Origin of the sequence: Paenibacillus sp. OK076 (genome assembly GCF_900110055.1) — a bacterium.
Classification (GTDB): domain Bacteria; phylum Bacillota; class Bacilli; order Paenibacillales; family Paenibacillaceae; genus Paenibacillus.
The window spans coordinates 211,606-234,542 of sequence record NZ_FOCH01000006.1; the positions used below are offsets into that span (position 1 = coordinate 211,606).

22 protein-coding genes and 1 rRNA gene are annotated in these 22,937 nt (G+C 47.6%); 21 read left to right on the top strand and 2 right to left on the bottom strand.

What is annotated here, in order from left to right:
• Positions 1-91 precede the first annotated feature (91 nt).
• Positions 92-2,266 (top strand): O-antigen ligase family protein, encoded by a 2,175-nt coding sequence (locus BMY78_RS29270; protein WP_177185913.1) that lies wholly within the window; start codon positions 92-94, stop codon positions 2,264-2,266.
• A 194-nt stretch (positions 2,267-2,460) separates the two neighbouring features.
• On the opposite strand, the gene BMY78_RS29275 is transcribed toward BMY78_RS29270, so the two are convergent.
• On the bottom strand, positions 2,461-2,808 hold the full coding sequence (locus tag BMY78_RS29275) for a dehydrogenase (protein WP_090904732.1): 348 nt from the start codon (positions 2,806-2,808) through the stop codon (positions 2,461-2,463).
• Positions 2,809-2,968: 160 nt separating this feature from the next.
• On the opposite strand from BMY78_RS29275, the gene BMY78_RS29280 reads away from it, so the two are divergent.
• The 18 genes from BMY78_RS29280 to BMY78_RS29365 all read left to right on the top strand — a co-directional run bounded on the left by BMY78_RS29280 (position 2,969) and on the right by BMY78_RS29365 (position 20,836).
• A complete protein-coding gene (locus BMY78_RS29280; RefSeq protein WP_062329994.1) occupies positions 2,969-3,583 on the top strand; it encodes an undecaprenyl phosphate transporter UptA in 615 nt (204 codons plus the stop codon).
• A gap of 2 nt (positions 3,584-3,585) precedes the next feature.
• Positions 3,586-4,155 (top strand): thioredoxin family protein, encoded by a 570-nt coding sequence (locus BMY78_RS29285; protein WP_090904733.1) that lies wholly within the window; start codon positions 3,586-3,588, stop codon positions 4,153-4,155.
• A gap of 6 nt (positions 4,156-4,161) precedes the next feature.
• Positions 4,162-4,794, top strand: coding sequence for an MBL fold metallo-hydrolase (locus BMY78_RS29290; protein ID WP_090904734.1), 633 nt, complete (start codon positions 4,162-4,164; stop codon positions 4,792-4,794).
• Between the two features lie 272 nt (positions 4,795-5,066).
• A complete protein-coding gene (locus tag BMY78_RS29295) occupies positions 5,067-5,318 on the top strand; it encodes a hypothetical protein (RefSeq protein ID WP_143067095.1) in 252 nt (83 codons plus the stop codon).
• A gap of 98 nt (positions 5,319-5,416) precedes the next feature.
• The gene (gene sigY / locus BMY78_RS29300; protein WP_256222510.1) at positions 5,417-5,968 is read left to right on the top strand and encodes an RNA polymerase sigma factor SigY; all 552 of its coding nucleotides are present in this window, start codon (positions 5,417-5,419) and stop codon (positions 5,966-5,968) included.
• Positions 5,955-6,290 (top strand): YxlC family protein, encoded by a 336-nt coding sequence (locus BMY78_RS29305; RefSeq protein ID WP_090904736.1) that lies wholly within the window; start codon positions 5,955-5,957, stop codon positions 6,288-6,290. The genes sigY and BMY78_RS29305 overlap by 14 nt, the downstream gene beginning before the upstream one ends.
• A complete protein-coding gene (locus tag BMY78_RS29310; protein WP_090904737.1) occupies positions 6,283-6,516 on the top strand; it encodes a hypothetical protein in 234 nt (77 codons plus the stop codon). Before BMY78_RS29305 ends, BMY78_RS29310 begins: the two co-directional genes overlap by 8 nt.
• Positions 6,517-6,645: 129 nt before the next feature.
• Positions 6,646-7,029 carry a hypothetical protein gene (locus BMY78_RS29315; protein ID WP_024631336.1) on the top strand — a complete coding sequence of 128 codons (384 nt, stop codon included), beginning with the start codon at positions 6,646-6,648 and terminating at the stop codon, positions 7,027-7,029.
• A gap of 164 nt (positions 7,030-7,193) precedes the next feature.
• Positions 7,194-11,318, top strand: coding sequence for an S-layer homology domain-containing protein (locus tag BMY78_RS29320; protein ID WP_177185914.1), 4,125 nt, complete (start codon positions 7,194-7,196; stop codon positions 11,316-11,318).
• A gap of 320 nt (positions 11,319-11,638) precedes the next feature.
• Positions 11,639-11,926 carry an Asp-tRNA(Asn)/Glu-tRNA(Gln) amidotransferase subunit GatC gene (gatC, locus tag BMY78_RS29325; RefSeq protein WP_090904739.1) on the top strand — a complete coding sequence of 96 codons (288 nt, stop codon included), beginning with the start codon at positions 11,639-11,641 and terminating at the stop codon, positions 11,924-11,926.
• 27 nt (positions 11,927-11,953) lie between these two features.
• Positions 11,954-13,411: an Asp-tRNA(Asn)/Glu-tRNA(Gln) amidotransferase subunit GatA gene (gene gatA / locus BMY78_RS29330; RefSeq protein ID WP_090904740.1), complete on the top strand. Its 1,458-nt coding sequence runs from the start codon at positions 11,954-11,956 to the stop codon at positions 13,409-13,411.
• A gap of 26 nt (positions 13,412-13,437) precedes the next feature.
• Entirely contained in the window at positions 13,438-14,877 is a 1,440-nt protein-coding gene (gene gatB / locus BMY78_RS29335; RefSeq protein WP_090904741.1) for an Asp-tRNA(Asn)/Glu-tRNA(Gln) amidotransferase subunit GatB, read from the top strand.
• 119 nt (positions 14,878-14,996) lie between these two features.
• Positions 14,997-15,461 carry a GNAT family N-acetyltransferase gene (locus tag BMY78_RS29340; protein WP_090904742.1) on the top strand — a complete coding sequence of 155 codons (465 nt, stop codon included), beginning with the start codon at positions 14,997-14,999 and terminating at the stop codon, positions 15,459-15,461.
• Positions 15,462-15,494: 33 nt separating this feature from the next.
• On the top strand, positions 15,495-16,205 hold the full coding sequence (locus tag BMY78_RS29345; protein ID WP_090904743.1) for an MgtC/SapB family protein: 711 nt from the start codon (positions 15,495-15,497) through the stop codon (positions 16,203-16,205).
• Between the two features lie 146 nt (positions 16,206-16,351).
• Entirely contained in the window at positions 16,352-16,945 is a 594-nt protein-coding gene (locus BMY78_RS29350; RefSeq protein ID WP_090904744.1) for a hypothetical protein, read from the top strand.
• A gap of 26 nt (positions 16,946-16,971) precedes the next feature.
• The gene (locus tag BMY78_RS29355; RefSeq protein WP_090904745.1) at positions 16,972-18,372 is read left to right on the top strand and encodes a DUF4097 family beta strand repeat-containing protein; all 1,401 of its coding nucleotides are present in this window, start codon (positions 16,972-16,974) and stop codon (positions 18,370-18,372) included.
• A 174-nt stretch (positions 18,373-18,546) separates the two neighbouring features.
• A complete protein-coding gene (gene perR, locus BMY78_RS29360) occupies positions 18,547-18,969 on the top strand; it encodes a peroxide-responsive transcriptional repressor PerR (RefSeq protein WP_024631328.1) in 423 nt (140 codons plus the stop codon).
• A 136-nt stretch (positions 18,970-19,105) separates the two neighbouring features.
• Positions 19,106-20,836, top strand: coding sequence for a glycosyl hydrolase family 18 protein (locus tag BMY78_RS29365; RefSeq protein WP_090904746.1), 1,731 nt, complete (start codon positions 19,106-19,108; stop codon positions 20,834-20,836).
• A 128-nt stretch (positions 20,837-20,964) separates the two neighbouring features.
• On the opposite strand, the gene BMY78_RS29370 is transcribed toward BMY78_RS29365, so the two are convergent.
• Complete coding sequence (locus BMY78_RS29370) at positions 20,965-21,375, bottom strand: YgzB family protein (RefSeq protein ID WP_090904747.1); 411 nt, start codon at positions 21,373-21,375, stop codon at positions 20,965-20,967.
• A 122-nt stretch (positions 21,376-21,497) separates the two neighbouring features.
• Between BMY78_RS29370 and BMY78_RS29375 the strand changes: the two genes are divergently transcribed.
• Positions 21,498-22,379, top strand: coding sequence for a nucleotidyltransferase-like protein (locus BMY78_RS29375; RefSeq protein WP_244192998.1), 882 nt, complete (start codon positions 21,498-21,500; stop codon positions 22,377-22,379).
• Positions 22,380-22,845: 466 nt separating this feature from the next.
• Positions 22,846-22,937, top strand: a 16S ribosomal RNA gene (locus tag BMY78_RS29380); the annotation flags it as partial.

A 22,937-nucleotide genomic window follows, 5' to 3' on the forward strand; every position in this document is an offset into this window, starting at 1 on the left:
TCAGGCAGAAGACCCTATTGGGGCTTCTGTCTTTTTTGGTTTGAAATTAATTAAGAAGAATATGGAGACGAGAGAGAGAGGAGGGAGAAGCATGAAGGGGGCGAGATCAGATAAGAAGGATAAGTGGAGTTCAGAATCGGCATTAACGGCAGTTCTTGGTTTAATTTCAGTGGCTTTACTGTTGGCAGGATGTCTATGTAGGGGATTGTTTTATGCTACGGACGTATATCCCATGGTATGGATGGCATCAGGAAGTGTGCTTATTTGGTTTGTTTTGTTCATTATGTGCTTCAATGCACCGAAGGCTAGAGGACAGCTAGGGATCGCTCAGTGGTTGGAATACCTCAAACGACTATATGCTGCCATTATGCAGCATGCTCATTTCCGCTGGATGTTTTGGCCCCTGGCTATGGCCGTCTGGTTCGGCCTGCATGTATGGATAGGCTCTGTCAGCGTACAGGGAAGCATGGATGAGATGCTGCGCTGGAGCCTTCTGACGATATTTGCGTTGCTAACCGTTACGTTGGCCGCACGCGCGAACGGAGCGCGATGGTTTGCCTGTGGCTGGCAATTGGCAGGCGGCTTGCTTGTGCTAAGCGGCGTGCTTGCCGCGTGCGGTGTGCTGCCGCTGCCTTACGGGGTCATGCGAACCGCTGACCCGGAGATCAGCTCCGCCGGAGCACGGCTCGGCGGATTGCTGCAGTACCCCAATGCGTACGGTGCCGTTGTTGGCATGTACGCATTGGAGCGGCTGGCCGCCGCCGCACGCGCCATAGCCCGGCCGTTGTCGGCCGGACGGCTCATCGCGGCAGTGCTGCCGCTCATGCCCGCGCAAGCCACGCTCCTGCTGAGCGAGTCGCGCGGCGCTTGGCTGGCGACCGGCTGCGCCGCGGTCGCCGCCTTCGCTTTGCAGCGGCGCGGTGCCCGCCTGCCGCTGCTGCTGGCCACGGCCGCGCCCCTGGCGTGCGCGGCCTGGCTCTACCGCCAGCTGGCTGCGGCCCAGCTGGCGCCTGCACCCGTGCCCGGCCTGCTGGCACTGGCCGGGACATGGGCAGCTGCGCTGCTCGGCACGCTGCTGCTGTGCCGTTTGTGGCACAGCGGCGCTCGTACGCGCACCGCTGCCCTTACGGCCACAGTGCTGGCGGGGATCACCGCCAGCACTGTGGCCGTGGCCTCCACCGCCGACCGCATGGCGGCTGGTGTCGGCACAGGGCTGTCCCGCCTTCAGATGTGGCGGGACGCCCTGAAGCTCTGGACCGAGGCCGCATGGCTGGGCCACGGGGGAGAGACATGGCGCAACATGTTTCGCGCCATCCAATCCTCGCCTTATGTCGGAGGCGAGGTCCACAACGGCTTCCTCGATCTGGCCCTCGATACAGGTGTGATCGGGTTGCTGCTCATCGCCGAATGGTTCTTTTCCACGCTGCGAACGATGTGGAGACATGCACCTCAGCTGCTGCCTTCGGTTATTGTTTTTGGCCTCCATGGCGCTATGGACTTTGACTGGAGCTTCACCTTCCTATGGATGATGTTCATTTGGCTTGGAGGTTGGGCTCTCTCGTCTCCGACTTTACAGGAATCCGCGGCTGACCCAAAACGCCCTCGCTTTTTCCTCCCAATAAGCCCGTGGCCTCAACGGATATTGACCGGACTGTTCGTCATGTTTTGGCTTGGCGGCACAGTCTGGCTTGCTGGACAACAAGTGGCAGCAGAACAACAATATCGTTTAGCCCTGTCAAAAAATACAGAAGGTGCTGAACGAAAGATGCTGCTTACTGCGGCGTACAAGTTTAACCCCTACAGGCCGGATATCGCCATCTCCCTGTCCCGCACGCTTCCAGCGGAAAAGGCTGAATCCATATTGGTGCAGAGCCTGTCCTTTTCCCCTGCTTCACCCCAACTCTACGGAGAGCTGGGGCGGTTGGCCGCTCAATCGGGTAGGGGGGAATCGGCTGGGAACTATTTTGAACATGGCCTGGCCCTGAATCGCTTTGACGCGTCCAGCCAGTCCCAAGCCTTGTACTGGATGGAACAGGCATCACGGAGGGAACTGGCGTCAGGGTATGCTGAACGAGGAAGACAGACCGCTGCTGCTGGAGTAAGGATGTACGAACGCTATAGACAATTGGCTCAAGAAGTGGCAGCAGGGGAGGAGAGAAATGATCGGCGTTTTGGGCTTGGAGAAGAAGCATTACGTTATGGGAATCATTTGCGGCTCCTTGCTTTTGGTCCACTTGCTTCAGAAGTGACCAGAAAAAGTCCCTGAATATCTGACCTCATTCAACGCGGATGGTGAACGAGATTTATGAAATCGAATGATTCAACATTTAACGGCATGAATGATATCGCGTGGGTTCAACGAAAGTATTGGTTTACGACGCAGTTCGGGTTTATTCAAAATCGACCAATATGCATATGCTGCACCATAAGTTGTTCGTCTACCTGTCCAGTACTCCCAACCTACAGGCGATATCCGCCAAACGCATTCTTAAAGGCAGCTTGCAGCGGTTCTACCTCCACACCCCATAGAGTCGCAATCTCAGCGCTGACATCCGCGTTCCACCATTCGCATAATTTTTTGCGATTATCCCGATTTTCTCCGATCCAGAGCAGATTGGCGATGACCTTCCCATAATATAATTCCTCCGCCTGCTTCATCAGCTCGGGAGAGATATATACCTTTAGCTTTTTGGCTGTTCGATACAGCTCCTTGCTGCATGCTCTTCGGATCCCTCGGGCAGAAGGCAGCTTCTGGCCTGGGGTGTTATGTTTGACCGGGGGAGTACCGGGTGCTGATTTAAATGACATTTTCTCACGCTCCTCTCCCGATACCATATGCAAACGGCTGCCTGCGGGACACTATACCAGACGGGTGAAGTAGCAACAGCTAGAGGCCTGTGATAAAATAGGGACGAACATCCATGGTGCGGAAGGGCACTGCCAATCAGGATGAAGAAAGAGGGTCGAGATGGACGTTATTCATAACATTGTCAATCAATTATTCGATTGGATTCAGAGTCTTGGATACTTTGGAATTATGCTTGGACTAATGCTTGAAGTTATTCCGAGTGAAATTGTACTGGCATATGGAGGTTTTCTCGTTTCACAAGGCCATATTAATTTTTTCGGTGCATTGATTTTTGGTACCGTGGGCGGTGTCATAGCCCAGCTATTTATTTACTGGATTGGCCGTTATGGCGGAAGACCTGTACTTGAACGCTACGGAAAATACATACTGATCCAGAAAAAGCACATCGACCATTCCGAAGAGTGGTTCCGCAAGTATGGGACAGGGGTCATTTTCACGGCGCGTTTTGTTCCGGTCGTAAGGCATGCCATATCGATTCCTGCCGGCATATCCAAAATGCATACGGGTCGATTTATTTTGCTGACAACCCTCGCTGTTATACCTTGGTCTGCATTGTTTATATATTTAGGGATGATACTTGGAGATCAATGGCAACATATCAACGAGAAAGCGGCACCTTATATTATGCCGATTCTGCTCGTTGCTCTCGCACTTATGATTATTTATGTACTTATTAAATGGATGAATGCTCGTAAAAAGAAGGGAAGTGTCTAGATATGGGGAAACCAAACTTGTCTCACAAATTCGGTAAAGGTCTGCCACCGAAAGATTTCATTGAGAGCATGACGAAGAACCAAAGTGAGTTTCAGGCAAACTACGACAACTTTGCGTGGCCAAGTGAGGATGATCGTGAATTTTTCGAAAGCCTGAATCACCGCGATGATTTGCGTGTGTTAATTTTGGCTGCTGACTGGTGTGGCGACGTGGTACGCAATGTTCCGGTCGTGTTCCAGGCGCTGGAAATCTCTGGCATTCCGACAGAAGTTCTTATTTTGGAAAATCATCCTGAAGTGATGGATGAGTTCCTTACGATGGGCGGACGCTCTGTCCCAGTCGTTATTTTTGCAGATACAGGCGGACATGTACTGGGCCAATGGGGACCTCGTCCGCAACATGTGCAGGAAGTTATGGTTGAATTCAAACGTAACAACCCGGACCGTGAAGCAGCAGATTATCAGTATAATTTGGCTGTTGCACGTCAAGAGATTGGGAAACGTTATGGGGAAGGAACCGAGTCCAATGCAGCTATTATTCGTGAGTTGCGTGAACTGATTTCGGGTTACTGAGCCGATATGCTTAACATTCGTACGTTTTCATTAGGACCGCTCCAGACCAATGCGTATCTGTTGCAGGGGGATGATCCAGGTAAAGCCGTAATCATTGACCCTGGAATGAATCCGGGCCCATTACTCAAAGCCATTCAGGACCTGGAGATCGAAGCGATCCTGCTCACTCACGCGCATTTTGATCATATGGGCGGTGTGGATGAAATTCGCAAATTGAAAGGCTGTCCTGTTTATTTGCATGACTTGGAGAGTGATTGGCTCACAACGCCAAAATTAAATGGTTCTTTGAACTGGCCGCAGGCTACCCCGCCGCTTTCAACAGATCCAGCTGAATATGCCATGGACGAAGGACAGACTTTGAACTTTATTGGTCATACGTTCAAAGTGTATCATACACCAGGACACTCCCCAGGCAGTGTAAGTCTGTTATGTGGTGACGATCTGTTTGCTGGTGATGTTCTGTTCCGTATGGGTGTGGGCAGAACCGATCTGACCGGAGGCCGTGAACGGGATCTGATCGATTCAATCCAGAACAAGTTATACACCTTCTCCGATGAGGTCAAAGTGTATCCAGGTCATGGTCCCAAAACGACAATTGGTTATGAGAAGAAAAACAATCCTTACGTCTCTGCAAGATGATCCGACAATTTATGTGAAGAAAGTCTGGACAAGTGACAACTTTTTCATTAGAATAGCAATTAGTTGTTACAAGCGTTAAAGCACCATCTAACTGAAGCAATAAAAAGAAACACCCTAACTTGCGAAGCACGCAGACTGTGGTCTATACCCGGTTTGCGTTCTTTTTTTGTTTTCGGCCTCTTTTTTATCAAAGTTACATCCCGTTTAGTCCTACATACAGATCGTTGACAAGTATCTACAGAAGATCGTCTAATGAGAGCGAGGAATTAGAAGTGGAGAAAAAGCGAGTGATTCAGTTGGGACAACGTGCCGAGAACCTGATCATTGAAGAAAACCGACGAGCAATGGAAAGTGGCAGAATAGAAGCAGTTACCCAGCGTCCTCAACTACATAAACACATGAATAATGAGATGAATCCAATCAAGGATCAACAGCAGAATATATGGAGAAGGCGTTTATTAAGCAACGGAGCCCGCAACCAACCGTGGTTCGACAAACTGCAAGATTACCGAAATGAAGTCTGATTGCCCGGGAAATTGTCGGCTTCAGCTTTTTTCTGGATTGAATTGAACGTTTCTGCAGAGCCTGTCGTAATAACATAAGACTGAGCGGAGAGCAGGTGATGATTCAGATGGAGGCAGCCGAACTGGAAGAGGTACAGAGAGCGATACAGGGGGATGACAGTGCACTGGCAGAACTGCTGCAGCGTCACTACTCCTTTGTGTATAAGTATCTTGTCAAAGTAACGATGGACCCCAACGTTGCTGAGGAGACGGTGCAGGATACGATGATTCGATGTATGGAAAATATTCATAGGTACGATGGCTCGTCTGCCTTTTCGTCATGGATGATTACGATTGCCACCCGTATATATATCGACAAGACTAGGCGCAGGCGAAGAGAACAGATCTGGTTGGAAGCCATTCGTAATCAGGCTGTACGCAAATTGCGATGGCAATTTGAGAGCCGCAATGAAGAATGGACAGATGTCATGGATGCCATGACAAGGTTAACCCCAGAACATCGTATTGCCGTCCTGCTGAAGCATTATTATGGCTATGGCTATGATGAAATTGGTGAAATGCTGGGTATTCCATCCGGAACGGCGAAGTCTCGAACGGCCTATGGTCTTCGTCAATTGAGAAAGGAGCTGGAAGAGCGTGAGCAGATCTGAAGAACAGGATGAACAAGAAATTTTGATGCGGATGCAACAGCAGATGAAAGTGCTCGATGATGCGTATGAGCCTGTAAATATACCTTCATTAGCCTCCATTGAAGCCCAAGTCAAGGAACGAAGACAAATGAGACGACGAGCCAATCGGATCGAAATGATCTTGTTCTGGATTGTGGGACTGTTCATTATCGCTTTTGGTGTCTTGTTATTCCATTCGGCTCCAGCTCTATATTTGGGTATCCAGGCGATTAGCTTGTGCGCAGCGATTGCCGTGGTAATAATCTGGTCAGGGCGACGTCGGAAGGAGACTCGTCATGAATGATCTGCATTATTCTTTAAATGAAATTCCTCTCATATGGCTTATTCTGATTGCCATTCTTTTGCTGATACAAGGAACATGGATCTTTCAGGATGCACGCAGGCGTGGCCGTTTCCCCTGGTTATGGGGATTGTGGGGCATCACGGGATTTCCCACACCATTGATCGTATATTGGTTCATTGTGGTGCGAGTAGACCGCAAGCCCCCTAAGCAAACATCGGGTAAATGATAGAATTTACGGAATGAAAAAAAGATTTTGCACAAATGTTTTGTTTAATTCTAGTAATCGTAGACATCGCTATTCTTTTCTAGTAGACTATACAAATAATAAAAAGATAGACTACCAGGAGGTTAGACGATGCTGCGATTAGGAGAGAAGGTTGTCATCGTCGCGGATGCGTTTGAGCAGAATCTTCCTGTGGGGGAATATGGTTTCATCATCGCTTATGACCGGAATCCGGACAATGCGTTCGATTACGTGCTTCGAGTGCCGCAGGTGAATCGGAACTTTTTTGTTCCATCCGGCGACGTCGATCTAGAAGAGGTTCTGCTGAAGCAGGAAGCTGAGCGGGTCGAGCGAGAAGCGTTGATAGATTACGCCCTTGCGACACACAATGAGAAACTGTTTCATCATCTGATGAACGGAGATTTTCAAGCTGTGGAAGAGGAAGAGGAAACCGCGAACGATGTTATGTCACAGGCGGATTTTATAAAGCAGGTTAACCTGCGTGCATGGATTTAGAGTTTTAAGAGTCGGCTGATGCCGGCTCTTTTTTGATTTTTCGGAATCCTATTTCAGCAGACCAAGTCATTATGTTCAGAATCGGTTCAGAGACAATTGATAAAATACCTTGCGATGTAGAAGGGATTGCACCCTTCAAATTATACATAACAAGGAAGGTAGATATGAAGATGAGAAGGAGCTTTCGCAACGGAAAAAAATTCGTGATGATGTTGTTGGCCTGTCTGGTGATTCTGGGAGGCAACCCGATCTTTCAGATATGGGATATAAACCGCTCTTACGCCTCTGGTGGCGAAGAGTGGACACTATTGGGGGAAGCCGGTTTCTCGGCTGGAGAAGCTTCTGCTCCCAAGCTGGCTGTGGATCAATTAGGAACAACATATGTTGCTTATTCAGATAGGGGTGCTAATTCTAAAGTAACGGTGATGAAGTATAGTGAGTCCGGTGATTGGCAACTGGTAGGTGATAGAGGCCTATCGGTTGGATCAGCAAGCGGAATCACACTCGTGCTGGATCAAGCAGGCACTCCATATATTGGATATCAGGATAGCGGCGTTAGTGGTAAGGCTACGGTCATGAAATATAGTGAATCAGACGGTTGGGAATTGGTAGGAGAGGCAGGCTTTACTCCAGACAGGGCAAACTACCCTTCGCTCGCGCTGGATCAGGCGGGTAATCCTTATATTGCTTTTAAGGATGGAGCCAGTGGGAAAGCAAACGTAATGAGATACATCGAGCCAACGGGCTGGGAGCTGGTGGGCAGTGCTGACTTCTCCGAAGGAGAAGCAATCTCTTCCTTTTCATTGGTTCTCGATCAAGCGGATACACCTTATGTGGCTTTTCAGGATGAAGCCTACAAAGCCACCGTCATGATGTACAGTTCCAACGAATGGAAGGTGGTAGGCCAAGCAGGCTTTTCAGGAGGGTACGCAACCTCCCCATTACTTGTGATGAATCCATTAGGTCAACCCTATATTGTGTTTCAAGATGATACGAATAAAATGACGGTCATGACATATCGTGATGAGATATCAAGTTGGGAGAGGGTAGGTCAAGCTGGTTTCTCCCCAGGTTCTGCAAATTCTCCTTCGCTGGTTATGGATCAGACGGGTACACCTTATGTGGCTTTCAAGGATAGCGCAAATGGAAGCAAAGCAACCGTAATGAGATACAGCGAGCAAAATGGCTGGGAGTTTGTCGGTCAAGCCGGTTTCTCTGCTGGGGTGGTGTCTACACCTTCACTCGCATTGGACCAAAAAGGTACGCCGTATGTTGTTTATCAAGATGCATTCAATAGTTCAAAGGCGACGGTGATGAGATTTGGAGCGAAAGCTTCGTACACAGTCTCCTATGATGGTAATGGAGCTCAGTTGGGTAATGCACCAGTGGATAATCAACAATACAATGATCTTGCGGGAGCAATCATTTTAGGTAATACAGGCAATTTAGAAAAATTAGGTTATACATTCGCTGGCTGGAATACAGAAGCAGATGGAAGCGGAACGAGCTATAACGCAGGTGAGACGTTAATCATGAGTGCTGCTCATGTAACGTTGTATGCGAAGTGGACGCCATCCACGTCCAATGAGGATGAAACAGGAAAGTGGGAAGTTATTGGCGATGCAGGTTTCTCAGAGGGAATGACTTTTGACCAGGATCTTGCCCTTGATGCCCATGGCACGCCGTATGTCGTATATCAAGATGTATCCAATGGCTTTAAAGCAACAGTCATGAAATATAGCGAAGTGAGTGGATGGTCGGCAGTCGGACAACCAGGTTTTACTGAGAGTTATGCAACAAAAAACAAAATAGCAATAGACCAGAATGGATCAATATACGTTGCTTTTAGTGATGTAAATCATGTTGGCAGTGCAACCGTCATGAAGTATACGGAGCAGGATGGCTGGGATTTTGTAGGTTCCCCAGGTTTCTCTCCAGCTAATTTATCGAGTCTTGATTTGCAACTCGATGCAAACGGTGTGCCGTATGTTGCCTTAAATAGCAGTTATCGCCTCACGGTTATGAAATATAATGACCAGTCTGGAGAGTGGACGTCCATCGGCAATACCGAAAATATTCTGGGAGGCGCGGGAGGAAGTATATTGGCTATAGGGCCAGACGGTATCCCTTACGTTGCATTAAGCGATAATAGTGGAGGATTCAGATTGTCTGTTATCAGATATAACGAAGCGGATGATTCTTGGTCCTTCGTTGGCAATCGTGCCTTTTCACAAGAAAACGTAGCTGAGTTTGCGCTTGCAGTAGATCAGAACGAAACGGTATATATTGCTTATACCACTGGATTCAACGGACAAAAGGCAACAGTTATGAAATATACTGGCTCCGGAACGTGGATAACGGTTGGGGATGCTGAGTTCTCTGACGGAGCGGCAAATTTCGTCTCGATGGTGCTTGATCAAGATGGAAGTCCGTATGTGGCATATATGGATTCAGCAAATATGAACAAAGCAACAGTTATGAAATATACCGAGGCGGATGGCTGGAATGCGATCGGTGGGACTGGTTTCTCAGAGGGAATTGCACAGAACACTACGTTGGAGATTGACGCAGCAGGGAACCTTTACGTTTCTTTCAAAGATGGAAGTAACGGTAACAAAGCTACAGTCATGTCCTATGCACAACCGAAGAGATATCAGATCACTTACAACAGTAACGGAGCTGCATCAGGAGACGTGCCCTCAGACAACCAGGCGTATAAGCAACAAACGCTGGCTACAATTTTGGGTAACACAGGCAACCTGGTGAGGACTGGATATGATTTTTCAGGCTGGAACACGGCAGCTGACGGCAGCGGAGTAAACTATAGTGTGGGCGATACGCTACTTATAGGCACCTCTAATGTGACATTGTTCGCGAAGTGGCTTGTGTCGAATAACGGCGGAACAAACCCTCCAGATGGTTCCGACAACTCCAATGGTGGAAATGGCGGTAACGGTTCAAATCCTGGTGGTGGCAGTACTTCTGGGCCTGCAAGCGGAGCGGCAGGTACAGCGTCTTCGGGAGGAGGGGCGGTTAATTCCGGTGTTTCGATCTTGGTAAACGGGAAGCCGGAAACGGCAGGAACCTTGAAAACGTCTAAAGTGAATGGACAGAATGTGTTGACTCTGGCAGTCGACGAACGGGCTATCATGCAAAAGCTAGATGTAGAAGGCATGAACGCTGTAGTTACACTCCCCGTAAACAGTAGTCACAAAGATCGGGTAATCGGTGAGCTGACAGGGCGATTGGTGAAGTTCATGGCAGACAAGGAAGCCGTACTTGTGTTGCAAACGGAAGCCGCTACCTATTCCTTGCCTTCCCGACTGGTGGAAATCAATACGCTGGCACAACAACTTGGTGCTGAAGATCACCTCAAGGATATAGTCCTCCATTTGGAGATCGCACCTGCTTCTGCTGAAACGATATATGCGGCGGAAACAGTTGCTCATCAAAATGGTTTTGCCTTGATTGGTCCGATTTTTGATTTCAACATAACGGCCACATATGAAGGCAGATCTGTAAGTGTGGACCGGTTTAACAATTACGTCGAACGAGCAATTACTTTATCTGGTGAGGTTGATCCTTCCAAGGTAACGACTGGAGTTGTGGTTGAGAAGGACGGCGGCGTGCGCCATGTTCCGACCAAAATCACGCAAGTCAATGGAGTTTATCATGCGCAAATCAACAGTTTGACGAATAGTGCGTATGGTCTCGTTTGGAATCCCCAGACATTCGTAGACGTAGCCGGACATTGGGCAGAAACAGAAGTGAATGATATGGGCTCAAGAATGGTTGTCCGTGGAATATCGGATACGATCTATAATCCGGACGCGAGCATAACTCGCTCTGAATTTGCGGCCGTGATCGTGCGTGCACTGGGGCTTCAAACAGGTGAAGAAAACGACCGATTCAGCGATGTAAACCCGAGTGACTGGTATGCAGATGTAGTAATTGCTGCTTCCAACCTGGGTCTGATCGACGGTTATAAAGATGGCACATTCCGGCCAACACAGAAGATTACCCGTGAAGAAGCGATGATGATCATTAATCGGACGATGAAGCTTACCGGCTTGGATCGTAAGCTGGATATCGACACCGGCCAAGATCTCTCCCGCTATATAGATATGGATATGGTCTCGTATTGGGCAAAAGAAGCTGTCGACTTCAGTCTTCAATCAGGGCTTGTATCTGGTCGGAGTAACGCGACCATTGCTCCAAAATCCATGATCACTCGGGCAGAGACTGCGGCGCTTATTCGTCGGTTATTGCAGCATTCGGGCTTGATCTAAAGAATAACTAGTAATGTATACAGCAAAAAAGGCAGAGCGAATTCGCACTGCCTTTTTGCCAATTTAGACTAGGAGCAATAATTAATACAGTGAATTCTTAATAGCGATGAGGTACGCAGGAAGGATATCATTGCTCAGATGTCTGAAAAATCACTGGAACCCTTTTTCTACGTAATAGAAGTCAGTACAGTCCTATGCATTGAATTGTCGAACTATCTCACCTATAATGAAAAAAGTTATCTTGGGACTTTAGCCCGTTAAACGAACGATTCGTTTTCGGCGGTTTCAGGAATTAGAACGAATGAAGGAGGCATCCGGAAATGAGTATTTCGAATAATGACGTTCAGCATGTGGCCAAGCTGGCCCGGCTTAATTTGACTGCGGAAGAAGAGCAGACCCTGACAGGACAGCTGAACGCGATTTTAAAATATGCTGAGAAGCTCAATGAACTGGATACAGAGAACATTGAGCCGACCACTCACGTGCTGCACGTCAGCAATGTGATGCGTGAAGATGAGACGAGGGAAAGTCTGTCGATTGAACAGGTCATGCGCAATGCACCAGAAGAAGAAGACGGGCAATTCAAAGTGCCTGCTGTAATGGAATAACGGATAACCGGAAGGAGGACGAATTACGTGAGTTTATTTGAACAATCGTTGCCGGAGATACATAACAAGCTGCACGCCAAGGAGCTGTCGGTCAGCGATCTGGTGAATCAGGCATATCAGAACATTGGTGAACGGGATGAAAAGGTTAAGGCTTTTCTGGCACTGGATGAAGAACAGGCACGTGCTCGTGCACGTCAACTGGATGATCGACTCGTCAGCGGTGAGGAGAAAGGTTTGCTTTTCGGTCTACCAGTCGGCATTAAGGACAACATCGTTACGAACGGACTGCGCACAACATGTGGCAGCCAGTTTCTGCGCAATTTCGACCCGGTGTATGATGCAACCGTTGTCGAGAAGCTGAAAGCGGCGGATACCGTGACGATCGGGAAGTTGAACATGGACGAATTCGCCATGGGCGGCTCCAATGAAAATTCAAGCTTCTACCCTGTACGTAACCCTTGGGCACTCGATCGTGTTCCAGGCGGCTCCAGTGGTGGATCTGCTGCGGCTGTTGCGGCAGGAGAAGCTTATTTCACATTGGGATCAGATACAGGTGGCTCCATCAGACAGCCTGCTTCCTATTGCGGCGTTGTCGGTTTGAAACCTACCTACGGACTCGTTTCCCGCTTTGGTCTGGTTGCATTCGCATCTTCCCTGGATCAGATTGGACCTTTGACGAAAAATGTCGAGGATTCTGCCTATGTGCTGCAAGCCATTGCTGGTTATGACGCCAAAGATTCGACATCCGCGAAAGTGGATATCCCGGATTACTTGAGCGGACTGACCGGGGATGTCAAAGGACTTCGTATTGCTGTTCCGAAGGAATACATTGGTGAAGGCGTTGATCCTCAAGTTAAAGAAACCGTCCTGTCTGCCCTGAAAGTCCTCGAAGGACTCGGCGCAACTTGGGAGGAAGTATCTCTTCCGCATACCGAATATGCGGTAGCTACGTATTATCTGCTCGCTTCCTCGGAAGCTTCTTCGAACCTGGCTCGTTTCGACGGCGTGCGTTATGGTGTTCGTGCAGACAATCCGGAGAACTTGCTGGATCTGTACCACCAGTCCCGTAGTCAAGGTTTTGGTCCCGAAGTGAAACGACGCATCATGCTTGGAACCTATGCGCTCAGCTCGGGATACTACGATGCGTATTATTTGAAAGCTCAGAAGGTGCGTACGTTGATCAAACAGGATTTCGACGACGTATTTGCCAAATATGACGTCATCATCGGACCAACAGCGCCAACAACGGCATTTAAACTTGGTTCCCAAGTCGATGATCCACTTACGATGTATCTCAACGACATTCTGACTATCCCTGTCAGCCTGGCTGGTGTACCTGCAGTCAGCATCCCATGTGGATTCTCGGATGGACTGCCTGTCGGCATGCAGATTATCGGTAAAGCCTTTGATGAAACCACCGTACTGCGCGTAGCGCATGCGTTTGAACAAAATACGGAATTCCACAAGCAGCGTCCGCAGCTGTAGACTGCCCGGAACGGAGGAATATAGAAATGTCCGCATCTAAATATGAAACGGTCGTTGGACTTGAAGTCCATGTCGAGTTGCATACAAACTCCAAAATCTTTTGCGGCTGCTCCACTGCCTTTGGAGCTCCGCCCAATACACATACTTGTCCGGTCTGTCTCGGACATCCAGGTGTATTGCCTGTATTGAATCGCCAGGCTGTAGATTACGCGATGAAAGCAGCCATGGCTCTTAACTGCACCATTGCTGATGTCAGCAAGTTTGACCGCAAAAACTACTTCTACCCCGATTCTCCAAAAGCTTATCAGATCTCACAATTCGATCAACCGATCGGTGAGAATGGCTGGATCGATATTGAAGTCAACGGTGAAACGAAGCGAATTGGCATTACACGTCTTCATCTGGAAGAAGATGCAGGGAAGCTTACCCACGTTGACGGCGGCTATGCTTCATTGGTCGATTTTAACCGTGTGGGTACTCCGCTCGTGGAGATTGTCTCTGAGCCGGAGATTTCTTCTCCGGAGGAAGCTCGTGCATATCTGGAGAAATTGCGTGCGATCATGCAGTACTGTGATGTATCCGACGTGAAGATGGAAGAAGGTTCACTGCGCTGTGATGCCAACATTAGTTTGCGTCCGCATGGACAGGAGAAGCTGGGAACGAGAGCCGAACTGAAAAACATGAACTCCTTCCGTGGTGTTCAGCGTGGTCTGGAATATGAACAATTCCGCCAAGCGGAAATTTTGGACGACGGCGGCGAAGTCGTTCAGGAAACTCGTCGCTGGGATGAGGCTCAGGGGAAAACACTGTCGATGCGTGGTAAAGAGCAAGCGCATGACTATCGTTATTTCCCAGATCCTGACTTGGTGAAGCTGCATATCGATGCAGCCTGGAAAGAACGGATCAGAGCTTCTATACCTGAGCTTCCGGATGAGCGTAAAGCACGTTATACCGCTGATTATGGACTGCCTAGTTATGATGCCGAGGTTATTACCTCATCCAAAGCGGTCGCTGATCTTTTTGAAGACAGTCTGAAATACACCAAGGATGCCAAAGCCGTATCCAACTGGATTATGGGTGATTTGCTTGGTTATTTGAATACCAGCAACCTTGAATTGAATCAGGTGCCGCTGACTGGCCAAGGTCTGGGTGAGATGATTGGACTGCTTGAAAAAGGTACAATTAACAGTAAAATCGCCAAAACGGTATTTAAGGAAATGCTCGAGAGCGGCAAGCTTCCACAGCAAATCGTTGAAGAAAAAGGTCTGGTCCAGATTAGTGACTCAGGTGCCATTCTTGCCATTGTGGAGCAGGTTGTTGCGAACAACCCGCAATCCGTGGAAGACTACAAAGCTGGTAAACAGAAGGCCATTGGTTTCCTCGTTGGTCAAGTCATGAAAGAAAGCAAAGGCAAAGCCAATCCGGGACTAGCCAATCAACTGCTTACAGAAGTACTGAACCGCTAATCCATCCGGTGAAGCCGGACAGAAAGAGGCTCGTCCCTGTGACAGCCTCTTTTTGTTAAGGGCATAAGTTTGATTGTATTGTCTTGGTTTCAGTGACATACAAAGGAGATGAGGAATGCATGAAGATTCAAACTTTGTCATTGAGTGATGTGGAGACCGTAGGTCAGCTCTGGCGACTGCAGCATGTAGCTTATCGGCTTGAAGCCGAAATCATCGGTTTTCAGGAAATTCCGCCTTTAATGGATACGATGGAGGCGCTGCAAAACTGTGGAGAGACCTTTTATGGCTATGTGGACACGGATGGCGAGTTGCTTGGTGCGGTCGCAGTGGATGAGGAAGAGATCAATACGTTGACGATCACACGTATGATGGTGCATCCCGATCATTTTCGTAAAGGAATTGCTGCTGCTTTGATGACGCATGTGTTTGAACAATATCCCGATCTTCCACGTTATATTGTTTCTACAGGAACATTGAACCAGCCAGCCGTGAAATTATATACCAAATTCGGCTTTAAGCCCGTGGATGTTGTACAGATTGCACCAGGAGTGGAATTAACGACATTTCATAAGAATAAAGATTAATGATGTGAACAACTTGGAGGAGGACTACCGGCTTTGGGCAATCCCTGGTTGATAGATGAGTGGCACATTTTATTGCGATTATTACTGGCTATGCTGCTTGGAGGGCTTGTAGGCCTGGAGCGGGAGCGTTCCAATCATGCTGCCGGTCTGCGTACCCATATTCTGGTATGCCTTGGATCTGCACTGATTATGATGTTGTCTGTTTATGGTTTTAAAGATTTTGCAAATGAACTAAACGTAAGGATTGATCCGGCACGTCTGGCTACAGCCGTTATTACCGGCGTTGGGTTTCTCGGAGCGGGCACGATTCTTTTTACCGGCAAGTCGATTACCGGTCTGACAACGGCAGCTTCCATATGGGTTGTGGCAGCCATCGGACTGGCAACAGGCGCGGGATTCTTTTTTGCTTCCATCGTGTCAACCGTCTTGGTATTGCTTAACCTCTGGGTATTCAACAAGTTGGAGCTTAGGTATATACGGGGAAACAAACTGCATGTCGTTACACTTCATACCTTATCTGAGCCCGGTTTTCTGGAACAGGTATCTTCATTTATGGAACAGGAAAAGATCAAAATCCGTAAAATAACGGTTAATGAGCAGGATTTGGCTTATGCAGAAATGATATCGGTTGAACGCAAAATTGAAATTGTGCTGCATGTCTACATGCCACATGAATTGAGTGCAGTGCATCTCGTATCCAAGTTAAGACAGTGGGAACATGTAACGAAAGTGTCGGTCGAATAAATGAATTAAACCCTCTGAGGCCTTTAGTGCCGGAGGGTTTTTGCTCATAACCATATTTCTTCCAGTTACTCTCCTGGCTCTTTAGGGTACTATCTAACCAAATGCATGAAGAGCGGGAATGTCAGCCCGGAAGAAAGGAGTCGTTTATGAAACGGAAACGTCAGTCGAACAATACTTCCAGCGGAACGCGCGGAAAACCTGTCCGAAATCGGACTCACAAGTTTATTGCCGGATTGCTAAGTGCGGTTATTCCGGGTCTAGGTCATATTTATCTCCGATTATACATGAGAGGTCTGACATTCATGATGCTTGTGCTTTTGGATCTGTCAGCACTCTTGTATTTCTCAACGATTGGAATACAGATTAATGTACCATTGCTTATCCTGCTGGCGTTGTTTATTCCGGTAATTTACTTTTACAATGTATTCGACGTATTGCAATCTGCGGACTGGGTGATGATGCGCAGGAGAAGAGCGGTCACCTACAACACCTCGGACAAGCCCATCCCTAGCGAACGTTCTGCAAGGGAAGCTATGATGGTGTGGGAGAGGGGCATTTCGTTTGGATTGCTTCTGATTGTAGGAGGATCGCTGCTGGTATTGTTCTTTCGCAAACCGCGTTGGTTTAAAGAGCTAATCGCTGTGTATGGTGGATATACTTTTGCTGTTCTGATGATCGCAGGAGGACTTATCGTTTTCGGACGGGAAATCTGGGTCATGCTTCGCAAGAAGAAAATCTAGTGCAAACTATTCAAGGAGGGATAGCCATGAACCGTAAAGTCCGGGTCGGCCGCTATACGGCTGCCGCCTTAATCGTAGCTGTCGGTGTGCTGTTGATTTTGGATAAACGGTGGGGAACGGACTATGTATATGAGATGGTCGATTGGTGGCCCCTCTTGCTCGTTGTGTTAGGTGTGGAATACATACTGTTGTTTTTAGTGACACGTGGAAGAGGGAATGCAGCTTCAGACAACCAAGGTGAGAAAATGAAAATGCGCTTCAGACCCGATGCGAAAGGCATCCTGACGTCTCTTTTACTGACGGCTTCAGTATTTATCGTCACAGAGCAGGATCATTACATGCATTTGTGGAACCGGGTGAGTCTTAATCTGGGAGCGGCATCCATGGACTATAGTCAGGCAGCAGGATATATGGAAGATAAGGGCACGATTCGGGTGCCTGTAGGTATGGATACATCGGACCTCGTTGTTGAGGGAGTGAACGGGGATATCTCGGTACAGCGGGGGGACACGGAAGAGATTGAGGTGCGCACGGTAGTTTGGGTGGATCAGACAACTGAAGTGCAGGCCAAAGCAGTGGCGGACGCTTCCTTTGTTGAGGCAGACGGGACAAAAGTGATTCATATCAAGACTACAGGCAAAACGTATGGAGAGAACGAGAAAACACAGCCGCGGATGAATATCACCATAACGATCCCGGATGATCGTCGTTTTAATCTCGATATTCGAACGTCCAATGGAGCCATATTGTTGAATCGTCCGGAGGCCATCAGTACCATTTTGGCTGAGACCGGAAATGGACGTATACGAATTACGAATGCCGTGGGTGATATTTCAGGTAAAACGCTGAATGGTGATGTCGTTGTGGCAAATGCGATCGGAAATGTGGACTTGAACAGTAATCGAGGGGACATGAAGGCTCGCGGGGTTTCTGGAAATGTGAACCTGACCACGCAAGTCGGAAGTATCAGCATCACGGACTCTGTTGGAGAGATCACAGCGGATACCCGAAACGGAAATATCAATGTAGACGGCGCAAGTTTGGCAGTCAAAGCTCAATCCCTCAATGGCAGCATAAGTATTGTATCCGCCAAAGTAGGCGGTGACTGGGACGTTTATAGCGCTGTAGGGGCTATTAACATTTTGATTCCGGAGCGGGGGGATTATAGCCTCAGTGGTTCCAGCAGTTATGGAGATCTGCAAACGGATCTGCCGTTTAAAGTGAAGAATAAAACGATTGAAGGCCAGCTTGGTGAAGGAGAGTATACGGTCAAAGTTGAGGGAAACAGCGACCTCACGATTGATCGTAATCCTGTAGTGCCTCCTGTTGGAACGAATTCACTGGATTCGGAAGGTACAGACGATAACTTGGAACAAATGACCGAAGACGGACAGAATTCCCAAGATGAAACGTCCGAAGTTCAGTGACTGGCGCGTTGACAATAAACTTGCAATCGCCGTACAATAAATATAAACTGGCAAGGTTACATGGCAGGAATAATGTAAACACGTTGTTCCAGCCAAGATCAACTCTGAATGAGAGAAACATGTAATCATACATTTTGTCTCTGCAGAGTAATGAAAGGTAAGGCGGTGGGTTTTATGGCAACACGTGTCCAACATGCGTTGGAGCATCTGAAAACGACCGGTGTCCGTATTACACCCCAGCGTCATGCCATATTGAACTATCTGATGGAATCCATGGGGCATCCGACAGCCGATGAAATTTACCGTGCGCTTGAACCCCAGTTTCCCAGTATGAGCGTGGCGACTGTATATAACAATTTGAAGATGTTTCTGGAAGCGGGCATGGTCCGGGAGTTGACATACGGAGATAACTCAAGTCGCTTCGATGCCAATGTGACGGATCATTACCATGTTATCTGTGATAAATGCGGCAAGATTGAAGATTTTAGTTATCCTTCGCTAAAAAGCGTTGAGCTCCAGGCGGAGTCAAGTACAGGATTTGAAGTACATGGTCACCGATTGGAAGTTTATGGCGTATGTAAAAGTTGCAGGGATTAAGAGAGTTGAATTACAATATTAACGTGTAGAATTCAGTTTGGATTCTTCACGTTTTTTGTTTTTAGGACGATAGAATGTATATAGTCTTAGCAGGTTAGATATTTCATGATTCAGCATGATTAACGGAGGTAGACGTTTGAGTAGAAAAAGCAGATATACACGTCAGAAGCGTCGTTCATTCTGGCCTGGATTTTTGGCTGCCTGTGTTGTTGCAGGCGGGGCTTATTGGCTAATAACGAATGTTTGGCTTAATCAGATTCATGAAGACCCCGACTGGATTGGTATGAATCAACCTATTTTTGTGGACGGACAATTGATGGACGGCGAGGCGTCAGGAACGGGAGATCAGCTTAAATTGCCCGTATCGGTGCTGCAAGAGGCGATCGATCCCGGAATACGTTATGAAGCTGACACAGGTGATATCATTATTGCAACACCGCAGCGAGTACTCCATATGAAGGAAGGCAGTACGAAGGCGGAACTTAATCATCGGGATTATCCCATGACGGTTAAACCTGAGGTGGTTGGGGGAGAAGCTTATATTCCGCTCAAACCATTGAAAGAAGTATATGGGATCGCTATACAGGAAGATGCTACAACGGGTGCGGTGCTGCTGATGCGTGGAGGTGACACCATTCAGTATGCGGAGATTAATACTTTGTCTTCCAAGGCGGACAAAACGGTTCCGTTGTACAAGCGTGGGGGAGAATCTTCTCCCATCATTGCTGATATGGAGCAGGACGCACGAGTAAGGGTATGGCAGACTGGTGATGACCAGAGCTTCGTTCAGTTGGATAATGGGTATGCCGGTTATGTGGCTAATAAGTATGTCACTCTTACGGAGAAAAAGAAACTGGACAAGCCCAAATTCACCCTGACTGCGGCGGAGAGAAAGTGGCAGAATAAACCGGTCAATCTGGTTTGGGAAGCTGTATACAATCGACAGCCTGATGTGTCTTCAATCGGCAAGATGCCTGGAGTCAATGTGGTCAGCCCCACATGGTTCCATATTACAGATGGACAAGGTAACGTAAAAAGCAAAGGGGATAAAGCATACGTCAACTGGGCTCACCGTTCCGGCATGGAAGTGTGGGGTCTGATGGATAACAGCTTTGATCCGGATATTACGAAAGAAGCCGTCGCCTCATATGAGACACGTACGCATATTATTGAGCAGATGCTGGAGTATGCACAGACTTATCATTTGGACGGCATTAACATTGACTTTGAGAACGTCTATACAGACGATGGACCGAATATCACTCAATTTGTTCGCGAAATCAAAGCGATGGCACGCATTCATGGCTTGATGCTCTCGGTTGATGTAACACCGAAATCGAACAGCGAGATGTGGTCCGCTTTTCTGGATCGTCGCTCGTTAGGCTCTTTTGCCGATTATATTGTCGTTATGGCGTATGACGAGCATTGGGCTGCGAGTCCAAAAGCCGGTTCGGTTGCCTCGCTTCCTTGGACCGAGTCTTCTATGAGACGGATCCTGGAAGAGGATGAAGTACCTTCGAACAAGTTGATTATGGCTGTGCCGCTATATACTCGAATTTGGACGGAAGAGACTAATGATCAAGGCGAAGTGAAAGTGTCTTCCAAAGCGGTAGGTATGAGCACTGTAACAGACCTGATCAAGGAAAAGAAACTCAAACCTGTTCTGGATAAACAAAGCGGACAGAATTATGTGGAATATTCGGAGGATGGGGCCACCAAGAAAATTTGGATAGAAGACGCCGTTTCGCTTCAGGCACGCGTTGATTTGGTTGCTTCGTTGAAATTGGGTGGAGTAGCTGCATGGAATCGAAGCTTCGCTGATGCATCGGCATGGGAAACGCTAAAACAGGCAGGATATTCGAAATGAAATAAACATGAAATAGCTTATTGAACTTATATATTAATAAATTTTTAAAAGTCTTTCTGAAATTCAAAAAAGGTCCGGTGAAGATACCGGGCCTTTTTTCTGTCTCTGGGCTTTGATGAAGTACATCTCTAGCTGTTGGAACTTATGCCATGATCTGTGTCGGAAGGGGAAGGGGATTGAGGTGTGGAATGCGCTTTCAGTTGTGAACTGGTTGTATTGGCTTGATTAGGGTCCAGGGTAAGGATGGTATGACAGAACATACAACGATCCGTCTTGCCGAGCATTTTGGTTAACTTGCCACATTCCGGACAGTCTACTTGTACTGCGCTTGTGGAAAGCATACCAGCCCAGAAATAAATGGCCAGACTAGCCATCATGGCAATCAGGCCGATGACGAGTCCCACAGCGGCAAATACTTTGCCCGCGTGTCCCCAGAACACAATTCCGGCAGTTCCCAGTACCATTAGGCCCATGCCTAGCATGGTCAGTAGTAGTCCCCAAGTGCGAAAAGCATTAATTTTTGCTGATTTAAAAATCATGAAAAATGCTCCTATCGTATGAGTAGTATCGGACCTGGATAAGAAGGAAACTTCAGTCTGCATGTAGAATTACATTATAACTGACTTGGCGCTTATCTGCCATGAATTGTATGGAGGGAATCGTGGAACTAAAGAACCTTGCTTTTTTGTCCGAACAGTCGGAAGAGACAGGGGCAGTTGGGGCTATCGCTTATTCCCACCCGGGAGATCGATTCCACGGCTCCCTAATCCAGGATTTTGAATTGCTCGTACTTGTTGTTCATAATACCGACCAGTTGATATCCAAGGTTGGACACTACAAATATGGTGATCTTCGTTATCAAATGATCTATGTCAGCCGTCATGAGCTGCAGTGCAGTGTAATTACGGGGGATAACAATAACATCATGCAGTGCCTGATTGAAGGTGAGATCATTTGGGAAGCGGATAACGCTTTGAGCGCTTTGCGAGAGGAACTATCTGCTTTTGGAACCGAATTACGTGAGCAAAAGCTGCTGCATGAATTCGCCAGTTTTTTGAGAATGTATGTGGAAGCCAAACGTTACATTCAAGAGGGCCATGTTGTTGATGCCTATTACAATGTGCTAGAAGCTCTGGGGAACTGGGCTAGAATTGTACTTATTGAACAGGGTATATACCCGGATCATGCCGTCTGGACACATGTGCAGAGTTTGGATCGCGCCTTGTGGAAGCTCTATCAGGAACTTACAGTAAGCTCGGAGACGCTGGAACAGAGAGTCGAGCTTGTGCTGCTTGCTTGTGAATTCTCAGTGATGTCCAAAATGAGTGATTGTTCCGGCTTGCTTCTGCGTGTGCTGGGAAGTCGAAGGGAGCCGTGGGGTATGGATGAACTTGTCCATCATCCACAGTTGAGATTTGTACGGGAGGATTTACCGCTTATCCTTCGTAAGCTGGTGTTTCGTTCTATAGTAAAAGAATCGGCAGGGTGGCCATCCTTTATAGGAGGAGATGGACGAGAAATCCGCTATTGGATTGAGGCCTAATTATTCGTGAAGCCTGACGTTATATGGATTATAAAGTGGGAGGGGAAACCTTCCTTTTTTGTTTGTTTAATAATTTATAAAAAGAGGTTGACTCTTATTCAGGAAATATGATACATTATATTTCGTTCCTCAAACGAGCTTATCGTCAACAAATGATAAATTCTGCATAGGGAATTAGTGAAGAACTAAAAGCTTCAAAAAAGAAATTTAAAAAAGTTCTTGACGAAAATAAACGAAATGTGATACATTATTTAAGTCGCCGCCGAAAAAACGGTTGAGACGAAAAAGAGTAACACAAATCGAGTTTGATCTTTGAAAACTGAACAACGAGTGAGTAACGATCTTGCTTGCAAGATCGACGCTGAGAAATCGGTACAAGCCTTCGGGCTGTATGCTTTCAAAGCAAAATAAATGAGATTTTTAATCTCGTCAGTTTCAAAATGAGCTTATCGCTCTTTTCAATACTTTATTGGAGAGTTTGATCCTGGCTCAGGACGAACGCTGGCGGCATGCCTAATACATGCAAGTCGAGCGGACTTGATGAGAAGCTTGCTTCTC